We start from the raw sequence: 14,732 nt of genomic DNA on the forward strand, positions 1-14,732 counted from the left end.
TTTGATACTATTTGTTGGATTTAAATATGTCATTCCAAGAGTAACTGCCAGGTTTTAATATTATTTCGGTTTTATCATAAAGCATACTCACTATACCAGGAGAGTATTCTGTCTTAAATTCCAGATTGTACCACTTCAAACTTTGAATTATTGAATATGCAGTAGCTCCTCCTTCTATGATGAGTATGTCCGGTTGATGTATTTTAACGAGAGTTTTTGTGGCTTCAGCCATAATACGTTTAAGTCTGACTGCATATTCTTTTCCTCGATTTTCTTTTTTCCCAACATTGATAATCATTGCTTCATGTTTATCATATAACTTTTTAAGCTTAATAATCCATTTATTTATTCCATGTCCGTTAAATACATCATCAGGCATTACTGCTTCATATCCGTTGTGCTCTGTTATATAAGGTTCATTGGCAAGAGAGTTACTTTGTGTACTTCCGCATACAATTATAATGCGATTCGCATTTGGAATCTTGGCAACTTCTTTTCTTAACGGATAAACATTAAATTCTTTCTTTATTATGCAGTTAAAGAAATCTGCTCCACCGGAAAGTAATGTGTGTTTATGCGCTTTTGATAATTGTATAATGATGTCGTTTTCATTTTGGGCATTTGCAATGTAAATATTATTATCAGATAAAGTAATATCGTCTATATTGAGGATTTTGGCTGAATTATTTAATAATGTATTAACGTTTGATGATAATATTGGATATTCCGGGTCATTCCTGAATTCGGTTTTATCTAATTTATTTTCATAGATGTAATAGATACCATCTTTAATAATTCTCCCCTTAGACGGATTTTGAGGTAACAATAATGCGTTCCTATAATAGGAATATGAGATTATCGTTTTAATTTCTGCTACAATATGGCCACGTAGAACTGAATCTGTCTTTTTGTATATTGTAATAGCTTTATCTTTCAATTTACACATTAAATGTTTGATAGTTTTCATAGAGCCAGACTCGGTATCAGAACGTGTATCAGTAGCAATAATAAGTATATCTGAATGCGGCAGAACATTGGTGATATCTGTTGTAATTATTGTATTTAATCCATATCTTAATGCAATACCTCCAAGTTCTGCTGCACCTGTAATATCGTCTGAAATGACAACAATCATGTTGAAAAATTTATTTCTGATTATTTATTCTTTCCATTGCCATGCGTGATGCATAATCTATTGAAAGCATCATTGCATCAGGGCTTGCTATATTTCTTCCAGCAACGTCGAACGCTGTTCCATGGTCTACGGAAACACGTATTATTGGTAATCCTAATGTAATGTTGACTCCTTTTGCACTTTCCATTTGGCCTGTTTCTCTATTCCAATTGAAACCTACGACCTTAAACGGAATATGCCCTTGGTCGTGATACATGGCCACGCATCCGTCGTATTTTCCACATTTTGCTTTTGCAAATAATGTATCTGGTGGAATCGGACCTTCTACATCATATCCTTTTAAACGCAGTTCTTCTATAGCAGGTATGATTTCATTCCTTTCTTCATCACCGAAGAGTCCATTGTCGCTAGCGTGAGGATTAAGACCGGCAATGCCTATTTGGGGATGTGAAATGCCAAATTGTTGACATGCATTATATATTAGTTCGGTGACGTCAATTATGCGTTGTTTTTTCACTAAGTCACATGCTTTTCGAAGTGGTACATGTGTTGATACATGAATTATACGCATAAATTCATCTGCAAGCAGCATGGCATATTTCTTTGTATTCGTATAATGGGCATATATTTCTGTGTGACCATCAAAATGGTGTCCTGCCATATTTAGGGATTCTTTATTTAGTGGAGCAGTTACAGTGCCGTCAACGATATTTGCCATAGCAAGTTCAATGGCCTTTTTTACCGCCAAAAATGCCGCATTGCCGCATTGAGCATCTACCTTGCCCTGTTTGAATGTATCCATATTGATACATTTTAAATCATATACGTCTATTGTCCCATAGGTAAATATTGCGTCTTTTATATCATCAATAGCATTAATAGATAAAGATATATTGCATTGTTTGACTGCATATTCCATTATTGACGCGTCACCAATAACAACAGGATTACATTTATTATAGGTCTCTTTAAAAGCAAGAGATTTTATTATTATTTCAGGACCAATACCAGCAGGATCGCCCATTGTTAATGCTAATATTGGCTTTTTGTTCGTATCCATGGTCTTGTTTTATTTGTATAGATTGTTGTAAATATCACATGCGTCTGTTTCTGTAACTTCACGTGGATTATTCTTTAGTAACCTTTGTACTTTCATTGCTGCTTTTGCCATACGGCTTACTGCTTCTTGCGGAATGCCAATTTCTGTAAGTGTTGTAGGTATTCCACATTTTATTGAAAGGTTTGTTATATAATCAACTCCATTTAGAGCCGTCTCTTCATCTGTTGTTCCACGTTTTGCACCAAATGCAATTGCTATATCTGCATACTTTTTAGGATTCGCGGTGTAATTAAACTTCATGACAGAAGGTAGCAATATTGCATTTGACAATCCATGTGATATATGAAACTCTCCTCCAAGTGGATATGATAAGGCATGAACAGCAGCTGTATTAACAGGTCCAAGGCATAAACCACCATACATACTTCCTAATGCCATTGCCTCACGTGCTTCAACGTTATTCCCGTCTGTTACAGCTTTAAATATGTTGCTTGCGATTAATTTAATGCCTTGAAGTGCATACATGTCAACTATAGGATGTGCAAACTTGTTTGTATATGCTTCAATGCAATGAGTTAAGGCATCCATACCTGTTTCTGCTGTTATTTTGGCAGGTACGCTCCATGTCAGTTTGGGGTCAATGTATGCCGCATCTGCTATTAAATATGGACTTACAACACCTTTTTTCAAAGAGTCTTTTTCATCAAGTAATATTGCGTTGGGTGATACTTCGCTACCCGTACCGGCTGTAGTCGGCATACACGCAAACCATTTCCCTTTATGGTTAATAAGATCAATGCCGAATAAATCTTCAATTTTTTGATTGCTGTCAATCAATGTGGCAACAAGCTTAGTTATATCAAGAATGCTTCCACCGCCGATGCCAAGAAAACTGTCTGCACCGAATTTTTTTGCTTCTGCCATTAGAACATCAAAGTCTGTTATAGATGGCTCATTGCATATCTTTTCGTAAAACTCAATATGTATGCCGTTTTTATTAAGTCTTTCAACCATATTGGAAATCAAAGGCCTAATTACTGGCATGGTTATAATGAATAGACGGTTAAGACCAAGTTTTAAATAGTCGTTCACAAATTTGTCTATACAATTTGTTCCAAACACAATCTTTTGTGGTTGAAGTAATGTAATTTCTTTCATATATGTAATATGTTATTTTTTATTTTTCTTTTCTTCAAGGTAACCATATATTGTCAGCTCCTTATCTGCAAGAGGTGTCTTGAAAAACAGACTCGCAATATACCCAACGACCAATACAATAAGATGACTATATACGCCGAGCATATAAGTGTGATGTCTGAAATTCCAATCTTCAAGATCTAAAATTATTCCTGCGTCAGGATCGTTGCCAAATTTTGTTGTCGTTAATACTGCATATGCTGTGAATAAGATTGCAGCTGCAATACCTATGTATAATCCTTGCCAATTTGCTCTGCGACTGAACAGACCTAGTAGAAATATGCCGACGATGCCTGCAGACAATATTGCATAAAGCCCGAATAATGTACCTAAAACGCCTTCACCTCCCCAGGCTACATATAATAATGCAATTAGGATAGCTCCTATGCCTATTGCAATTACAGATATGCGTCCGACAAGTAATTTTTGCTTGTCTGTTGCTTTGGGGCGAAAACGTGTATAGTAATCTTCTACAACTACAGCTGATATACAATTAACATCTGCATCCAAACTAGATATCGCTCCTGCAATCAATGCGGAGATTATAAGTCCGGTTATTCCGATTGGCATTTCTGTCGCAATAAAATATGGGAAAATTTCATCACTCTTAATACCTGACGGTAAATCGCCTGCATTTATCTGATAATATGCAAATAAACATGTGCCAACGAACATAAATAAAGCCCATGTCGGTACACTTAGCATAATTCCCAGATATGACGCTTTTTTTGCGCTTTTATCAGTTCTTGCAGTAAGATATCGCTGTACAATACTTTGGTCTGTACCATATTTCTGTATGGCATAGAAGATGCCATTAAACACCATTACAATAAATGTCAATTGTGTGAAATCCCAAGCATATGGACCGAAATCAATTTTGTTATGTTCTGCAGCTATATTTAATATCGCGGAAGCCCCTCCCTCTGTTAGATGGAATAACATGGCAATAGCCATTATTCCGCCAATGATAAGGAGAAATCCTTGGATGACGTCCATCCATATTATAGCTTCCATGCCGCCGAAGTATGTAAGAATAATAACTGCAATACCAATACTAATGATAAACCAAGTGATATTTATTCCGCCAGAAAAAGCAACCATGGCCATGGCTAGTAGATATAGTATGGTTCCCATTTTAGAAAAATGTTCCAACACAAATGCTATAGAACTATAGAATCGTGCAAATGCTCCAAAACGTCTTTCAAAGTATTCGTATGTGCTAAGTTTTATTACTCTTCTGTATAATGGAACGATAAAGCCTATTACCCCAAGTAAAACCAATGGAACCATCAGACCTTGTACTAATAAAATCCAATTTCCTGAATATGCGCTTCCTGGGTATGCTAAAAATGTTACACTACTTATGATTGTCGCAAACATAGACATACCGACAGCCCATGCAGGTATGTTGCCGCTTGCAGCAAAATAAGCTTCTGTTGAGTTTTGTCTTTTTGCAAAATAAATGCCAACACCTATGGCAAGCAATACGGATGCGATCACGATTGTTGTGTCAATCCAGTGTAGACCTTCGTAATTCATGGTATGTTTTTTAAGGTTAGTATTACATGTTATTTATATTTATTAATGATATCCCTGACTTTATTTTGAATGTTAATTACAGTTTCTTCTTCAAGCTCTGTAAGGGGAGGTAGCATATATGTCTCACAAAGTCCATACATCTTCATTATAACTTTTAAACCTGCAAGGGATTCGCCAAGTGTAAGATTGTCTGTATTGATTTTTCCAATCTCAATTGTTTTAGCTTGTAGATCATTTGCAATTTCTGTGTTTCCGCTTATTCCGGCTTCAAACAAGTCATTATATATCTTAGGCAAATAATTACCTACGCTTGGCACAATGCCGTCTGCTCCTAGTGACAGAGCTTTTGCAGAATTAGCTGCGCATCCACAGAAGTATGCAAAATCTTCGCGGTCAGAGAATAGTGTTAACGCCTCTTCCATGCGTTGAATGTTGTTTTCAGAGTCTTTTAATCCAACAATGTTGGGATGATGGCTTAGTTTTTCAATAACGTCAAGTGGTATGCTCATGTGGGTCGTTATAGTTATGTTGTATAGCATTAAAGGAGCAGTAAGCGTGTCTGCAAGATTCTTGTAGTATTCATACATTTGTTTCGGTGTTAATGAATAGTAGCATGGCAGTGTGGCTGCAATGACATCTGCACCTGCTTCAATAAACTTTTCAGCCGCATCATATTGTTCTGAAATACAATTCCCGGCAAGTCCGGCGTATGTTGTTATTCTTCCTGCGGCTGCCTCCGATGCAGCTTTTATCATTTTAACGCCACTTTCAACTGAAACAGAATTACCTTCTCCTGTTGTTCCCATTATCAATGCAGATACATTATATTGAGCAAAATTATTTATAATTCGTTTTACGGCATCAATATCAATTTCGTTATTCTTTGTAATAGGTGTGACCATTGGCACTACAACTCCATGGTATTTGTTTAATGTTTTCATTGGATTTGATTTTAAATTAGTTAATCGTTTGTTATAAATGTGTTTTAAATTTAAGACGGGAAAAAGTAACAATGTAACTTATTTTTGTCATATTATTTTCAGATAATATTATTTTTTCCATGTCAATGTGTCTGTTTTGCAAAATATTTATTTATTTTTGCAAAAACAAAAAATAAGATATGAGAACAGTACGGCCAAAGAAAAATTTAGGACAGCATTTTTTGACGGATCTTAATATTGCCAATGCAATAGCCGATACCGTAGATGCATGCCCTGATATTCCAATTTTGGAGGTAGGTCCAGGTATGGGTGTATTGACTCAGTATCTTGTTCAAAAAAACAGAGATGTAAAGGTTGTTGAAATAGATTCTGAATCTGTTAATTATCTTAATGAAAAATATCCGGATTTAAGAGAAAACATTATTGAGGATGATTTCCTTAAAATGGATCTGAATACAGTATTCAACGGACGGAAGTTTGTTCTTACGGGAAACTATCCTTATGACATATCTTCACAAATCTTTTTTAAGATGTTGGATAATAAAGATTTGATACCATGTTGTACCGGAATGATTCAACGTGAAGTGGCTCAGCGTATGGCTTCCGAACCTGGAACAAAAGCGTATGGAATACTAAGTGTGCTTATTCAGGCCTGGTACGATGTTGAGTATTTGTTCACAGTTGATGAAAACGTATTCAATCCACCGCCAAAAGTTAAAAGTGCAGTTATTCGTATAACTCGTAACAATGTTAATGATTTGGGGTGTGATTGGCATATGTTCAGGCGTGTTGTAAAGGCTGTTTTTAACCAACGGAGGAAGATGCTTCGTGTATCATTAAAACAATTGTTTGACAGAATGCCTGATGACAGCTTTTTTGAACAGGATATAATGACAAAGAGACCTGAGCAACTTTCAATACAGCAGTTTGTTGACCTCACAAATATGGTTCATGAGCAGATGAATAGAAATATTGATAAATAGCAAAAAAGACAATATCTGTAGTGATGTGTTTTGGAGCTTGATTTGAAAATATTTATGTAACAAAATATAATTATATATGTTAGACGTAAAGACAACTTTAAGCGAAAGCGAAGAGAGAATGGAAATGGCTGCTATGTTTTTAGATGAGCAGCTCTCTCGTGTACGTGCCGGACGTGCAAATGTTGCCATTCTTGATGGTATAAGAGTGGATTCATATGGATCAATGGTTCCTTTGAATCAAGTTGCTAATGTGTCAACACCTGATGCGCGGACAATAGCCATACGCCCATGGGATAAAAAAATGATTAGGGATATTGAGAAGGCCATTATGGACTCAGATGTTGGCATAACTCCTGAAAACAATGGCGAGATAATAAGACTTGGCATACCGCAGCCTACAGAAGAGCGTCGTAAGGAACTCGCTAAACAATGTAACAAGATAGGAGAGAAGGCTAAGGTTGAGGTGCGTAATGTGCGTGCTGATGTAAAAGACAAACTTAAAAAAGCTATAAAAGACGGCCTTTCAGAGGATAATGAAAAAGATGCAGAGGCTGAATTGCAGAAACTTCATGATAAGTATATCAAGAAAATCGATGATTTGCTTGCTGCAAAGAATAAGGAAATAATGACAGTATAACAGCAGTGAGAGGACTTGTAATAAAAAATACAGGTAGTTGGTATTCGGTTAAAACCGACGAAGGACACACTGTAGAATGTAAAATTAAAGGCAATTTTAGACTAAAGGGCATCCGCAGCACCAATCCGGTTGCTGTGGGTGACCGTGTTGAGATAATCTGCAATCAGGAAGGTACAGCTTTTATAAAAGATATTGAGGAAAGAAAAAACTATATTATAAGAAAGTCTCCAAATCTCTCTAAACAGAGCCATATTATTGCAGCAAATATAGATCAGGCATTTCTGATTGTTACAGTAAATTATCCGGAGACATCCACAACATTTATTGACAGGTTTTTGGCATCAGCAGAAGCTTACAGAATACCTGTTTCTTTAATATTCAATAAAACCGACATACTTTCGGAAGCTGAACTAAACTATCAGAATTTAATGATAAACCTTTATGAAACAATAGGTTATACATGTTTTGCTGTTTCAGCTCTTGATGCCAAATCGCTGGATTGCCTTGTCCCTGAGCTAAAAGACCGTATAACGCTTTTTAGTGGAAATAGCGGTGTAGGTAAAAGTACCCTGTTAAATCATCTGATACCAGGATTAAACTTACGGACAGCTGAAATTAGTGAAGCTCATAACACAGGAATGCATACTACAACATTCAGTGAAATGCTTCCACTACCTTACGGAGGATGGGTTATTGATACTCCCGGAATAAAGGGATTTGGTACATTTGATATGGAGCCAGAAGAAATCTGTGGATATTTTAAAGAGATATTTAAGTTTTCAAAAGATTGTCGCTTCAATAATTGTACGCATACTCATGAACCGGGATGTGCCGTAAGAAAAGCTGTTGAGGAGCATTATATTTCAGAAAGCAGATACAATTCATATCTCAGCATGCTGAAAGATAAAGAAGAAGGAAAATATCGCGAGGCGTGGTGATTTTTCTGCGCCTTTTTCGATTTTATATTTTAAATACAACTTATCTGTTTTTATTTTAGTATACTATGATGAATGCTGCTTCCGAGCAGGCAATGGCTTGGGATATAATAGAAAATACCGGGGCAAATCTTTTTTTGACCGGTAAGGCTGGAACAGGTAAAACAACGTTTCTAAAGGAAATAAAGAACAAATCAACTAAACGGCTTGTCGTGCTCGCTCCTACAGGTATTGCTGCAATAAATGCAGGAGGAGTAACCATTCATTCCTTCTTTCAACTTCCTCTGTCTCCTTATGTGCCTGGAGCTACCTTTGGAGGTGAAGATCAAAAGTATTATCGTTTCAGTAAGGTTAAGCGTAACATAATACGAACCATGGACTTGCTTGTTATTGATGAGATAAGTATGGTACGTGCAGATTTGCTTGATGCAATAGATTCCGTAATGAGACGATACCGTGACCATGGAAAACCTTTTGGTGGTGTACAGCTGCTGATGATTGGCGATCTGCAACAGCTTGCTCCCGTTATAAAAGATGAAGAATGGGCAATGTTGAGTAAGTATTATCCGACACCTTACTTTTTTTCAAGCAAGGCTCTTAATGCTGCAGAGTATCATACCGTTGAGCTTAATACCGTATACAGACAGCAAGATGAAACGTTTATCTCTCTCTTGAATCAGATACGGGAGAATCGTGCTACAAATGAAACATTGTCAGCTCTAAACAGACGTTATATTCCTGATTTTATTCCAGAGAAAGACAGCGATTATATTCGTTTGACGACACATAACAATCCGGCACATATGATAAATGACAGAGAACTGTCATTGTTGCCTTCGCGTGAATATGAATTTAAGGCTGAGATTGAGGGGGATTTTCCTGAAACTTCATATCCTGCCGATGTTAATTTGGTGCTAAAACAGGGAGCGCAGGTTATGTTTATTAAAAATGACCCTGAGAAACGTTTCTTTAACGGTATGATTGGCGAAGTGGTGTCATTGGATGAAAGTGCTATTATTGTCAGAGATAAGAATGGAGGAGAAAGCTTCAATCTTGAAAAATCAGAGTGGGCAAATGCCAAGTATACTATAGATGAAACTACAAAAGAAATAACAGAAACTGTAGAAGGTGTTTTCAGACAGTATCCTTTACGCCTTGCATGGGCTATAACAATACATAAAAGCCAGGGACTGACTTTTGATCATGCTATAATAGATGTTTCACATTCGTTTGCACACGGACAGGCATATGTCGCATTAAGTCGCTGCAGAACTCTTGACGGAATGGTGTTGAGTGCCCCTTTACAACGTGATGCCATAATCAGTGACAGTACTTTGGATGCATATATTAACACTATCGACAAGCGTGTTCCGTCTGCAGAAACATTATCTGCTTTGCATAATTCTTATGTTATACAGTTGTTGGACGAATTGTTCGATTTTTCGTCATTGAAGTCTTCGTTTGATATGTTGTTGAGAACGCTTGATGAGCATTTGTATAAAAAATATCCGAAACTCTTGGCTGAATATAAACGTATAGGGCTGTCGTTTGAGAGCATTATTGATGTGTCATATCGCTTTAAAATACAATATACAAGAATGTTGCATGCAAATCCTGATATAAGCAGCCCTGATATTCAGACGAGGATACATAAAGCTGCAGCGTATTTCTCTGAAGAGATGAAGGTTTTCACCTTGTTGTGCAACAAAACAAAAGTTGAGATTGAGAATAAGGCTGTTAAAAAACAGTTTGATGACAGATATAGTGTCTTTTTCAGGGATATAGAACTAAAAAAACAGCTTTTCATACATGCGGAAGACAATAATGTTGAATTTTCAATACCGAATTATCTCCGGACAAAATCGAAGATATTATTGAGTATTGATGATGGTGGAAAGAAAATAGTAAAGGCAAGAAAACCAAAGACAGTGAAAGAGCCGAAGATACCAACTTATAAAATTAGCTATGACATGTTTTCTACTGGTATGACAATAGAGCAGATTGCTAAAGAAAGAGGACTTGTTTATGGCACTGTATTTGGACATATTGCCCGTTATGTTGAGGCTGGTGAACTTGAGATGGATCGTCTTGTACCTGAGGAGCATATAAAAGCTATAAAGACTTTTATTATTAATAATCCAAATAATAGGTCCGTAAGTGATATATATTCAGGTGTCGGACCGGTTGTTACGTATAACGAAATACATCTATATCTTAAAATGTTTGGTGAATAACTTGTATTGTTTCGGATATTGCAAGTGTTAGGTTTTTATATGATGGTTGATAGCGTCTTATCTGAATATTTTATGTAATAATTTATTTTGTAATATACATGGAACGTAATTGATAGTTTTTATGTGCGTTTCATGATAAATTATGTCGTGTGCGGTGCTAGAAGTTTGATTTTGGATAAATAACGCTGTATCTTTATTCGATTTGAAACTAATAGACTTTTAAGGTAAAAGTCAATGATTTTTGATGTAAAACTCAGTGGTTTATTATGTGAAAACAGTCAAATTAATTGGCTTAAACACAAGATTAGGAAAAATGATTGCTGAAGATGAAGATCTATTCTTGATAAAACAAAAATAAAATACACCCAAGCTTGAGTTAAAACTCAAATGCTTGGGTGTATTTTTTTATAAGCTGAGTTAATTGATTTTATGTTGCAAAGTGTTACAACGCTGTTTCTTATTTTATTAAAGAAACAGAACGTTTAATAAATGCATCGAGGGATGATCCTTTCAGCATGCCGTTCTGAAGCAGAGCCAAGTCTATTAGCTGATGCACAATTTTGTTATCTTTAGCGTATTCTGAGATGATTTGGTTCTTTTTCTCACGTTGTTCGTTTAATGCTTTTTCTGTATTTGCAAGATCATCCTTTTCTTCTTGAGTAATTTCTTCCGGCTTTTTCTTGCTTTGATTCTGATGTAGAGCTGCAAGGCGTGCTTGTTGACCCTTTATTTCGCTGATTACAGGGTTAAGAGCATCACTGCATTTGCTGGTTTCATCATCAAGAATATTTTTTATGAGCTTATGATCGCTGTTCAGAACAAGACTATAGCTGTCTGGCATCTGAGCATAGAAACTCATTCCGCTTTGGAAACGGCTTATGTCTTTCATTCTGCGCATATACTCACTTTGAGTGATCATTACAGGCATGCCATTCTCTCCCAGGGCTTGAACTTCAATATTGAATTCAACTTTGTTAATTTTAGGCATCTGTGAACGGAATGCTGCTGACAGATTGTCGGCTTGATCGCTGTCAAGTTCTGTCTTCTTGACATCATCTTTGATAATAAGACGGTCTATAATGTCGCTGTCTACGCGCATGAATCTGCTCTTCTCAAATTTCTGCTCAAGCATTGAAACAACAGGAACATCGAGCTGTCCGTCAAGCAACAATACACTATATCCCTTATCTTTTGCAGCTTCAATGTAAGAATATTCTTCTTCTTTATTGTTTGCATAAAGATAAATAAGCTGTCCGTCTTTGTCTGTCTGATTGTCTTTTATTAATTGTTTGTATTCGTCAAATGTGAAATATTTGCCGTCAACATCTTTCAACAGGGCAAAGTCCTTAGCCCTATCATAGAAATCCTCTTGAGACAGCATACCGTAATTTATGAAAAGCTTCAGGTCATCCCATTTGCTTTCATAATCTTTGCGGTTTTCTTTGAATATGCTGTTGAGTCTGTCTGCAACTTTTTTAGTAATGTATGTAGAGATCTTCTTTACGTCTCTGTCACTTTGCAGATAGCTTCGGCTTACGTTCAGAGGTATATCCGGAGAATCAATTACTCCGTGTAATAGTGTAAGGAATTCAGGAACTATGCCTTCAACTTGATCTGTTACGAATACCTGATTGCAGTATAGTTGTATTTTATTACGCTGAAGTTCAATGTTAGACTTGATGCGTGGGAAATATAATATACCTGTTAGGTTGAATGGATAGTCTACATTAAGATGTATCCAGAACAGAGGTTCATCCTGCATAGGATAGAGTTCGTTGTAGAACTTTTTGTAATCCTCGTCCTTAAGCGTACTTGGAGTTTTTGTCCATAACGGCTCTACACTGTTTATTATATTGTCTTCTTCTGTTTCAACTTGTTTTCCGTCTTTCCATTCTGTCTTTTTGCCAAAAGCTACAGGAACGGGCATAAACTTGCAATATTTGTTTAACAGAGACTGTATTCGTGCCTTTTCCAAAAATTCTTTACAGTCATCGTCAATATGAAGTATTATATCCGAACCTCTGTCTGCTTTTTCTGCATCGTCTATTTCGTATGCCGGACTGCCGTCACAGCTCCATTTAACCGCTTTTGCTCCGTCTTTGTAGCTCTTTGTTATGATTTCCACCTTGTTGCTGACCATAAACGAACTATAGAAACCAAGTCCAAAATGTCCGATTATCGCATTGGCGTTGTCTTTATATTTATTAAGGAAATCATTAACACCTGAAAATGCAATTTGGTTAATATATTTGTCAATCTCCTCTTCTGTCATACCGATGCCTCGATCGCTGATTGTAAGTGTGTTGTTTTTCTCGTCGAGAGTAACACGTACCGTCAAATCGCCAAGTTCACCTTTGAATATTCCTTTATCAGCAAGTGTTTTTATTTTCTGTGTTGCATCTACAGCATTGCTTACCATTTCACGAAGGAATATTTCATGGTCTGAATACAAGAATTTTTTGATGACGGGGAAAATGTTTTCTGTTGTAACCCCAATATTTCCTTTTTGCATAGCTATATGTATTTTAAATGTATTTTTGTAATAAGTAATCGTCAAATCAACTTGCAAATACTGTGCCATAATTGTCGCTTACTTTTATTGTTATTAATTAAGTGCGGGAGATCTTTATTGCTTTTGTTATTCGTAATAATATCTGCCTGACATTTTGAAATTAGATATAAGTAACGATTACAGCTATCGTTTTAAATAAAATATTATTGATAATTAATTGATTGTCAGATTCAGATGGTTGTGTTTTATTGCTGGAGATTCTGTTTTTTGTAAATGCTGTTGGCTATAACTTTTTTAGATGTTTCAAAACAATTTGAATTTGTATACGGCAGGAATAAATAGATTGATTCATTTTTTGTGTCGTAGGAAATGAAGTATCTTTGCATATATAAAGCTAATTTACAGCTATGGAAAAACTCGAAACTAAATTTACTACAATTGGCAAGTATTATGCAGAGCATTTTAATGATTTGCGTGCATTCGTTGTAAGCAGAATTAAAGAAACAGAATACGCCGATGATATTGTTCAAAATGTATTTATTAAGTTATTGTCAATAGATAAAATTCTGACAGAAGAGAGTCTTTCAAATTTGGTCTATACTATAACGCGCAATCTTATATATGATTATTATAGGCATAAAAAATCAGTGGATGATTATTCTTGTTATGTTGTGTCTAAAACTAAAAAGGACTCTTGTGATGACTTTCCCAATTATTCATTTGAGGAAATTATCGAAATACTTGATTGCGGAATTCAGAAACTAAATGAAAATCAACGAAAGATTTACAAGATGAATATATACGACGATTTGGCTGTTTCTGAGATATCTAAAACATTAAATATGAATTATAAGAGTGTCGAAAATAAGTTAGGTAGTGCTCGTAAGGTTATTAGAAAGTATATGAGCAAAATGTTAGCATGATAATGGTTAATTAATACATTCGATAGGTTGTTTTAAGGTTGTTGCCCTTACATTCGTAGTGATATGAATGTAGGGCTTTTTATTTGGATAAAAACAGCTTATTATTCTATATGTCAATTATGATTAATAATCAAGGCGAAAGTCGTGAATATCTTTCTTATTTTATTCTAAATTTCTAGGATGATTTTATAAATTTCAAAATGAAATAAATCCATATGGTTTAATTTATAAATAATAGTAGTGTATTTACAGTCACAAATAAGGGGGCATTTATGATGCGAAACAGGTCTGTTCATTACAGGTGAACGATAGGTTAATAATTTAGAAATTTTATATGTCTTTTTGCTTGTGATTTTAAATAAAGCACGTTTTTTATTTAGTTGTCCCTTAAAACCATCATTATCTGTTGGTATTCAGTAATCAGATTACCGATTAGACCGTAACTTTTATAAGGGTGTGGTGGGAGATATTGTAAACGTGCTTATGGTGGCTGCAGCCAATAACTTCAAAAGAGCCATGAAAGCTCTTTGTTGCATGCTTAAAAAATATAAGAGATGCTGTCCAGGATGATGTCTCGTAAGAATAGGCTTTTAGGGATGATTAAATGGATTATTTGATGTGGAACTTGGACAAAGT

General features: G+C 35.6%; 11 protein-coding genes and 1 pseudogene. 6 read left to right on the plus strand and 6 right to left on the minus strand.

Translation table 11 applies throughout. The features are described from left to right. Positions 1–7 precede the first annotated feature (7 nt). Genes EJL04_RS03980 through EJL04_RS04000 form a run of 5 tightly spaced genes read right to left on the minus strand, consistent with a single transcriptional unit; the run spans position 8 to position 5,872 of the window. The gene (locus EJL04_RS03980; protein WP_125104124.1) at positions 8–1,135 is read right to left on the minus strand and encodes a four-carbon acid sugar kinase family protein; all 1,128 of its coding nucleotides are present in this window, start codon (positions 1,133–1,135) and stop codon (positions 8–10) included. Positions 1,136–1,145: 10 nt separating this feature from the next. Continuing rightward, positions 1,146–2,195 carry a 4-hydroxythreonine-4-phosphate dehydrogenase PdxA gene (pdxA, locus tag EJL04_RS03985; RefSeq protein ID WP_021854902.1) on the minus strand — a complete coding sequence of 350 codons (1,050 nt, stop codon included), beginning with the start codon at positions 2,193–2,195 and terminating at the stop codon, positions 1,146–1,148. A 9-nt stretch (positions 2,196–2,204) separates the two neighbouring features. Next, positions 2,205–3,353: an iron-containing alcohol dehydrogenase gene (locus EJL04_RS03990; RefSeq protein ID WP_125104125.1), complete on the minus strand. Its 1,149-nt coding sequence runs from the start codon at positions 3,351–3,353 to the stop codon at positions 2,205–2,207. A 12-nt stretch (positions 3,354–3,365) separates the two neighbouring features. Beyond that, positions 3,366–4,931, minus strand: a complete 1,566-nt coding sequence (locus tag EJL04_RS03995; protein ID WP_125104126.1) for a sodium:solute symporter family protein — start codon at positions 4,929–4,931, stop codon at positions 3,366–3,368. 29 nt (positions 4,932–4,960) lie between these two features. Beyond that, the gene (locus EJL04_RS04000) at positions 4,961–5,872 is read right to left on the minus strand and encodes a dihydrodipicolinate synthase family protein (RefSeq protein WP_125104127.1); all 912 of its coding nucleotides are present in this window, start codon (positions 5,870–5,872) and stop codon (positions 4,961–4,963) included. A gap of 179 nt (positions 5,873–6,051) precedes the next feature. Between EJL04_RS04000 and rsmA the strand changes: the two genes are divergently transcribed. From rsmA to EJL04_RS04020, 4 genes are all read left to right on the plus strand, one after another. Beyond that, complete coding sequence (rsmA, locus tag EJL04_RS04005) at positions 6,052–6,855, plus strand: 16S rRNA (adenine(1518)-N(6)/adenine(1519)-N(6))-dimethyltransferase RsmA (RefSeq protein ID WP_125104128.1); 804 nt, start codon at positions 6,052–6,054, stop codon at positions 6,853–6,855. Positions 6,856–6,931: 76 nt separating this feature from the next. After that, the gene (frr, locus tag EJL04_RS04010; RefSeq protein ID WP_021854897.1) at positions 6,932–7,492 is read left to right on the plus strand and encodes a ribosome recycling factor; all 561 of its coding nucleotides are present in this window, start codon (positions 6,932–6,934) and stop codon (positions 7,490–7,492) included. Between the two features lie 5 nt (positions 7,493–7,497). Further along, positions 7,498–8,430, plus strand: a complete 933-nt coding sequence (gene rsgA / locus EJL04_RS04015) for a ribosome small subunit-dependent GTPase A (RefSeq protein WP_021854896.1) — start codon at positions 7,498–7,500, stop codon at positions 8,428–8,430. Positions 8,431–8,498: 68 nt separating this feature from the next. Next, on the plus strand, positions 8,499–10,661 hold the full coding sequence (locus EJL04_RS04020; RefSeq protein WP_125105293.1) for a helix-turn-helix domain-containing protein: 2,163 nt from the start codon (positions 8,499–8,501) through the stop codon (positions 10,659–10,661). A 457-nt stretch (positions 10,662–11,118) separates the two neighbouring features. On the opposite strand, the gene htpG is transcribed toward EJL04_RS04020, so the two are convergent. Continuing rightward, the gene (htpG, locus tag EJL04_RS04025; RefSeq protein ID WP_125104129.1) at positions 11,119–13,173 is read right to left on the minus strand and encodes a molecular chaperone HtpG; all 2,055 of its coding nucleotides are present in this window, start codon (positions 13,171–13,173) and stop codon (positions 11,119–11,121) included. A 407-nt stretch (positions 13,174–13,580) separates the two neighbouring features. Between htpG and EJL04_RS04035 the strand changes: the two genes are divergently transcribed. Next, positions 13,581–14,096 carry an RNA polymerase sigma factor gene (locus tag EJL04_RS04035; RefSeq protein WP_021853704.1) on the plus strand — a complete coding sequence of 172 codons (516 nt, stop codon included), beginning with the start codon at positions 13,581–13,583 and terminating at the stop codon, positions 14,094–14,096. Between the two features lie 420 nt (positions 14,097–14,516). After that, positions 14,517–14,666, plus strand: a pseudogene (locus EJL04_RS16795) (IS5/IS1182 family transposase); the annotation flags it as partial. Positions 14,667–14,732 lie beyond the last annotated feature (66 nt).

It is taken from the genome of Prevotella marseillensis, assembly GCF_900625065.1.
Classification (GTDB): domain Bacteria; phylum Bacteroidota; class Bacteroidia; order Bacteroidales; family Bacteroidaceae; genus Prevotella; species Prevotella rara.

Bases quoted from the DNA above. Each gene is read 5' to 3' on its own strand.
- EJL04_RS03980 (WP_125104124.1), bottom strand. From the start codon at position 1,135: ATGATTGTTGTCATTTCAGACGATATTACAGGTGCAGCAGAACTTGGA.
- pdxA (WP_021854902.1), bottom strand. From the start codon at position 2,195: ATGGATACGAACAAAAAGCCAATATTAGCATTAACAATGGGCGATCCT.
- EJL04_RS03990 (WP_125104125.1), bottom strand. From the start codon at position 3,353: ATGAAAGAAATTACATTACTTCAACCACAAAAGATTGTGTTTGGAACA.
- EJL04_RS03995 (WP_125104126.1), bottom strand. From the start codon at position 4,931: ATGAATTACGAAGGTCTACACTGGATTGACACAACAATCGTGATCGCA.
- EJL04_RS04000 (WP_125104127.1), bottom strand. From the start codon at position 5,872: ATGAAAACATTAAACAAATACCATGGAGTTGTAGTGCCAATGGTCACA.
- rsmA (WP_125104128.1), top strand. From the start codon at position 6,052: ATGAGAACAGTACGGCCAAAGAAAAATTTAGGACAGCATTTTTTGACG.
- frr (WP_021854897.1), top strand. From the start codon at position 6,932: ATGTTAGACGTAAAGACAACTTTAAGCGAAAGCGAAGAGAGAATGGAA.
- EJL04_RS04020 (WP_125105293.1), top strand. From the start codon at position 8,499: ATGAATGCTGCTTCCGAGCAGGCAATGGCTTGGGATATAATAGAAAAT.
- htpG (WP_125104129.1), bottom strand. From the start codon at position 13,173: ATGCAAAAAGGAAATATTGGGGTTACAACAGAAAACATTTTCCCCGTC.
- EJL04_RS04035 (WP_021853704.1), top strand. From the start codon at position 13,581: ATGGAAAAACTCGAAACTAAATTTACTACAATTGGCAAGTATTATGCA.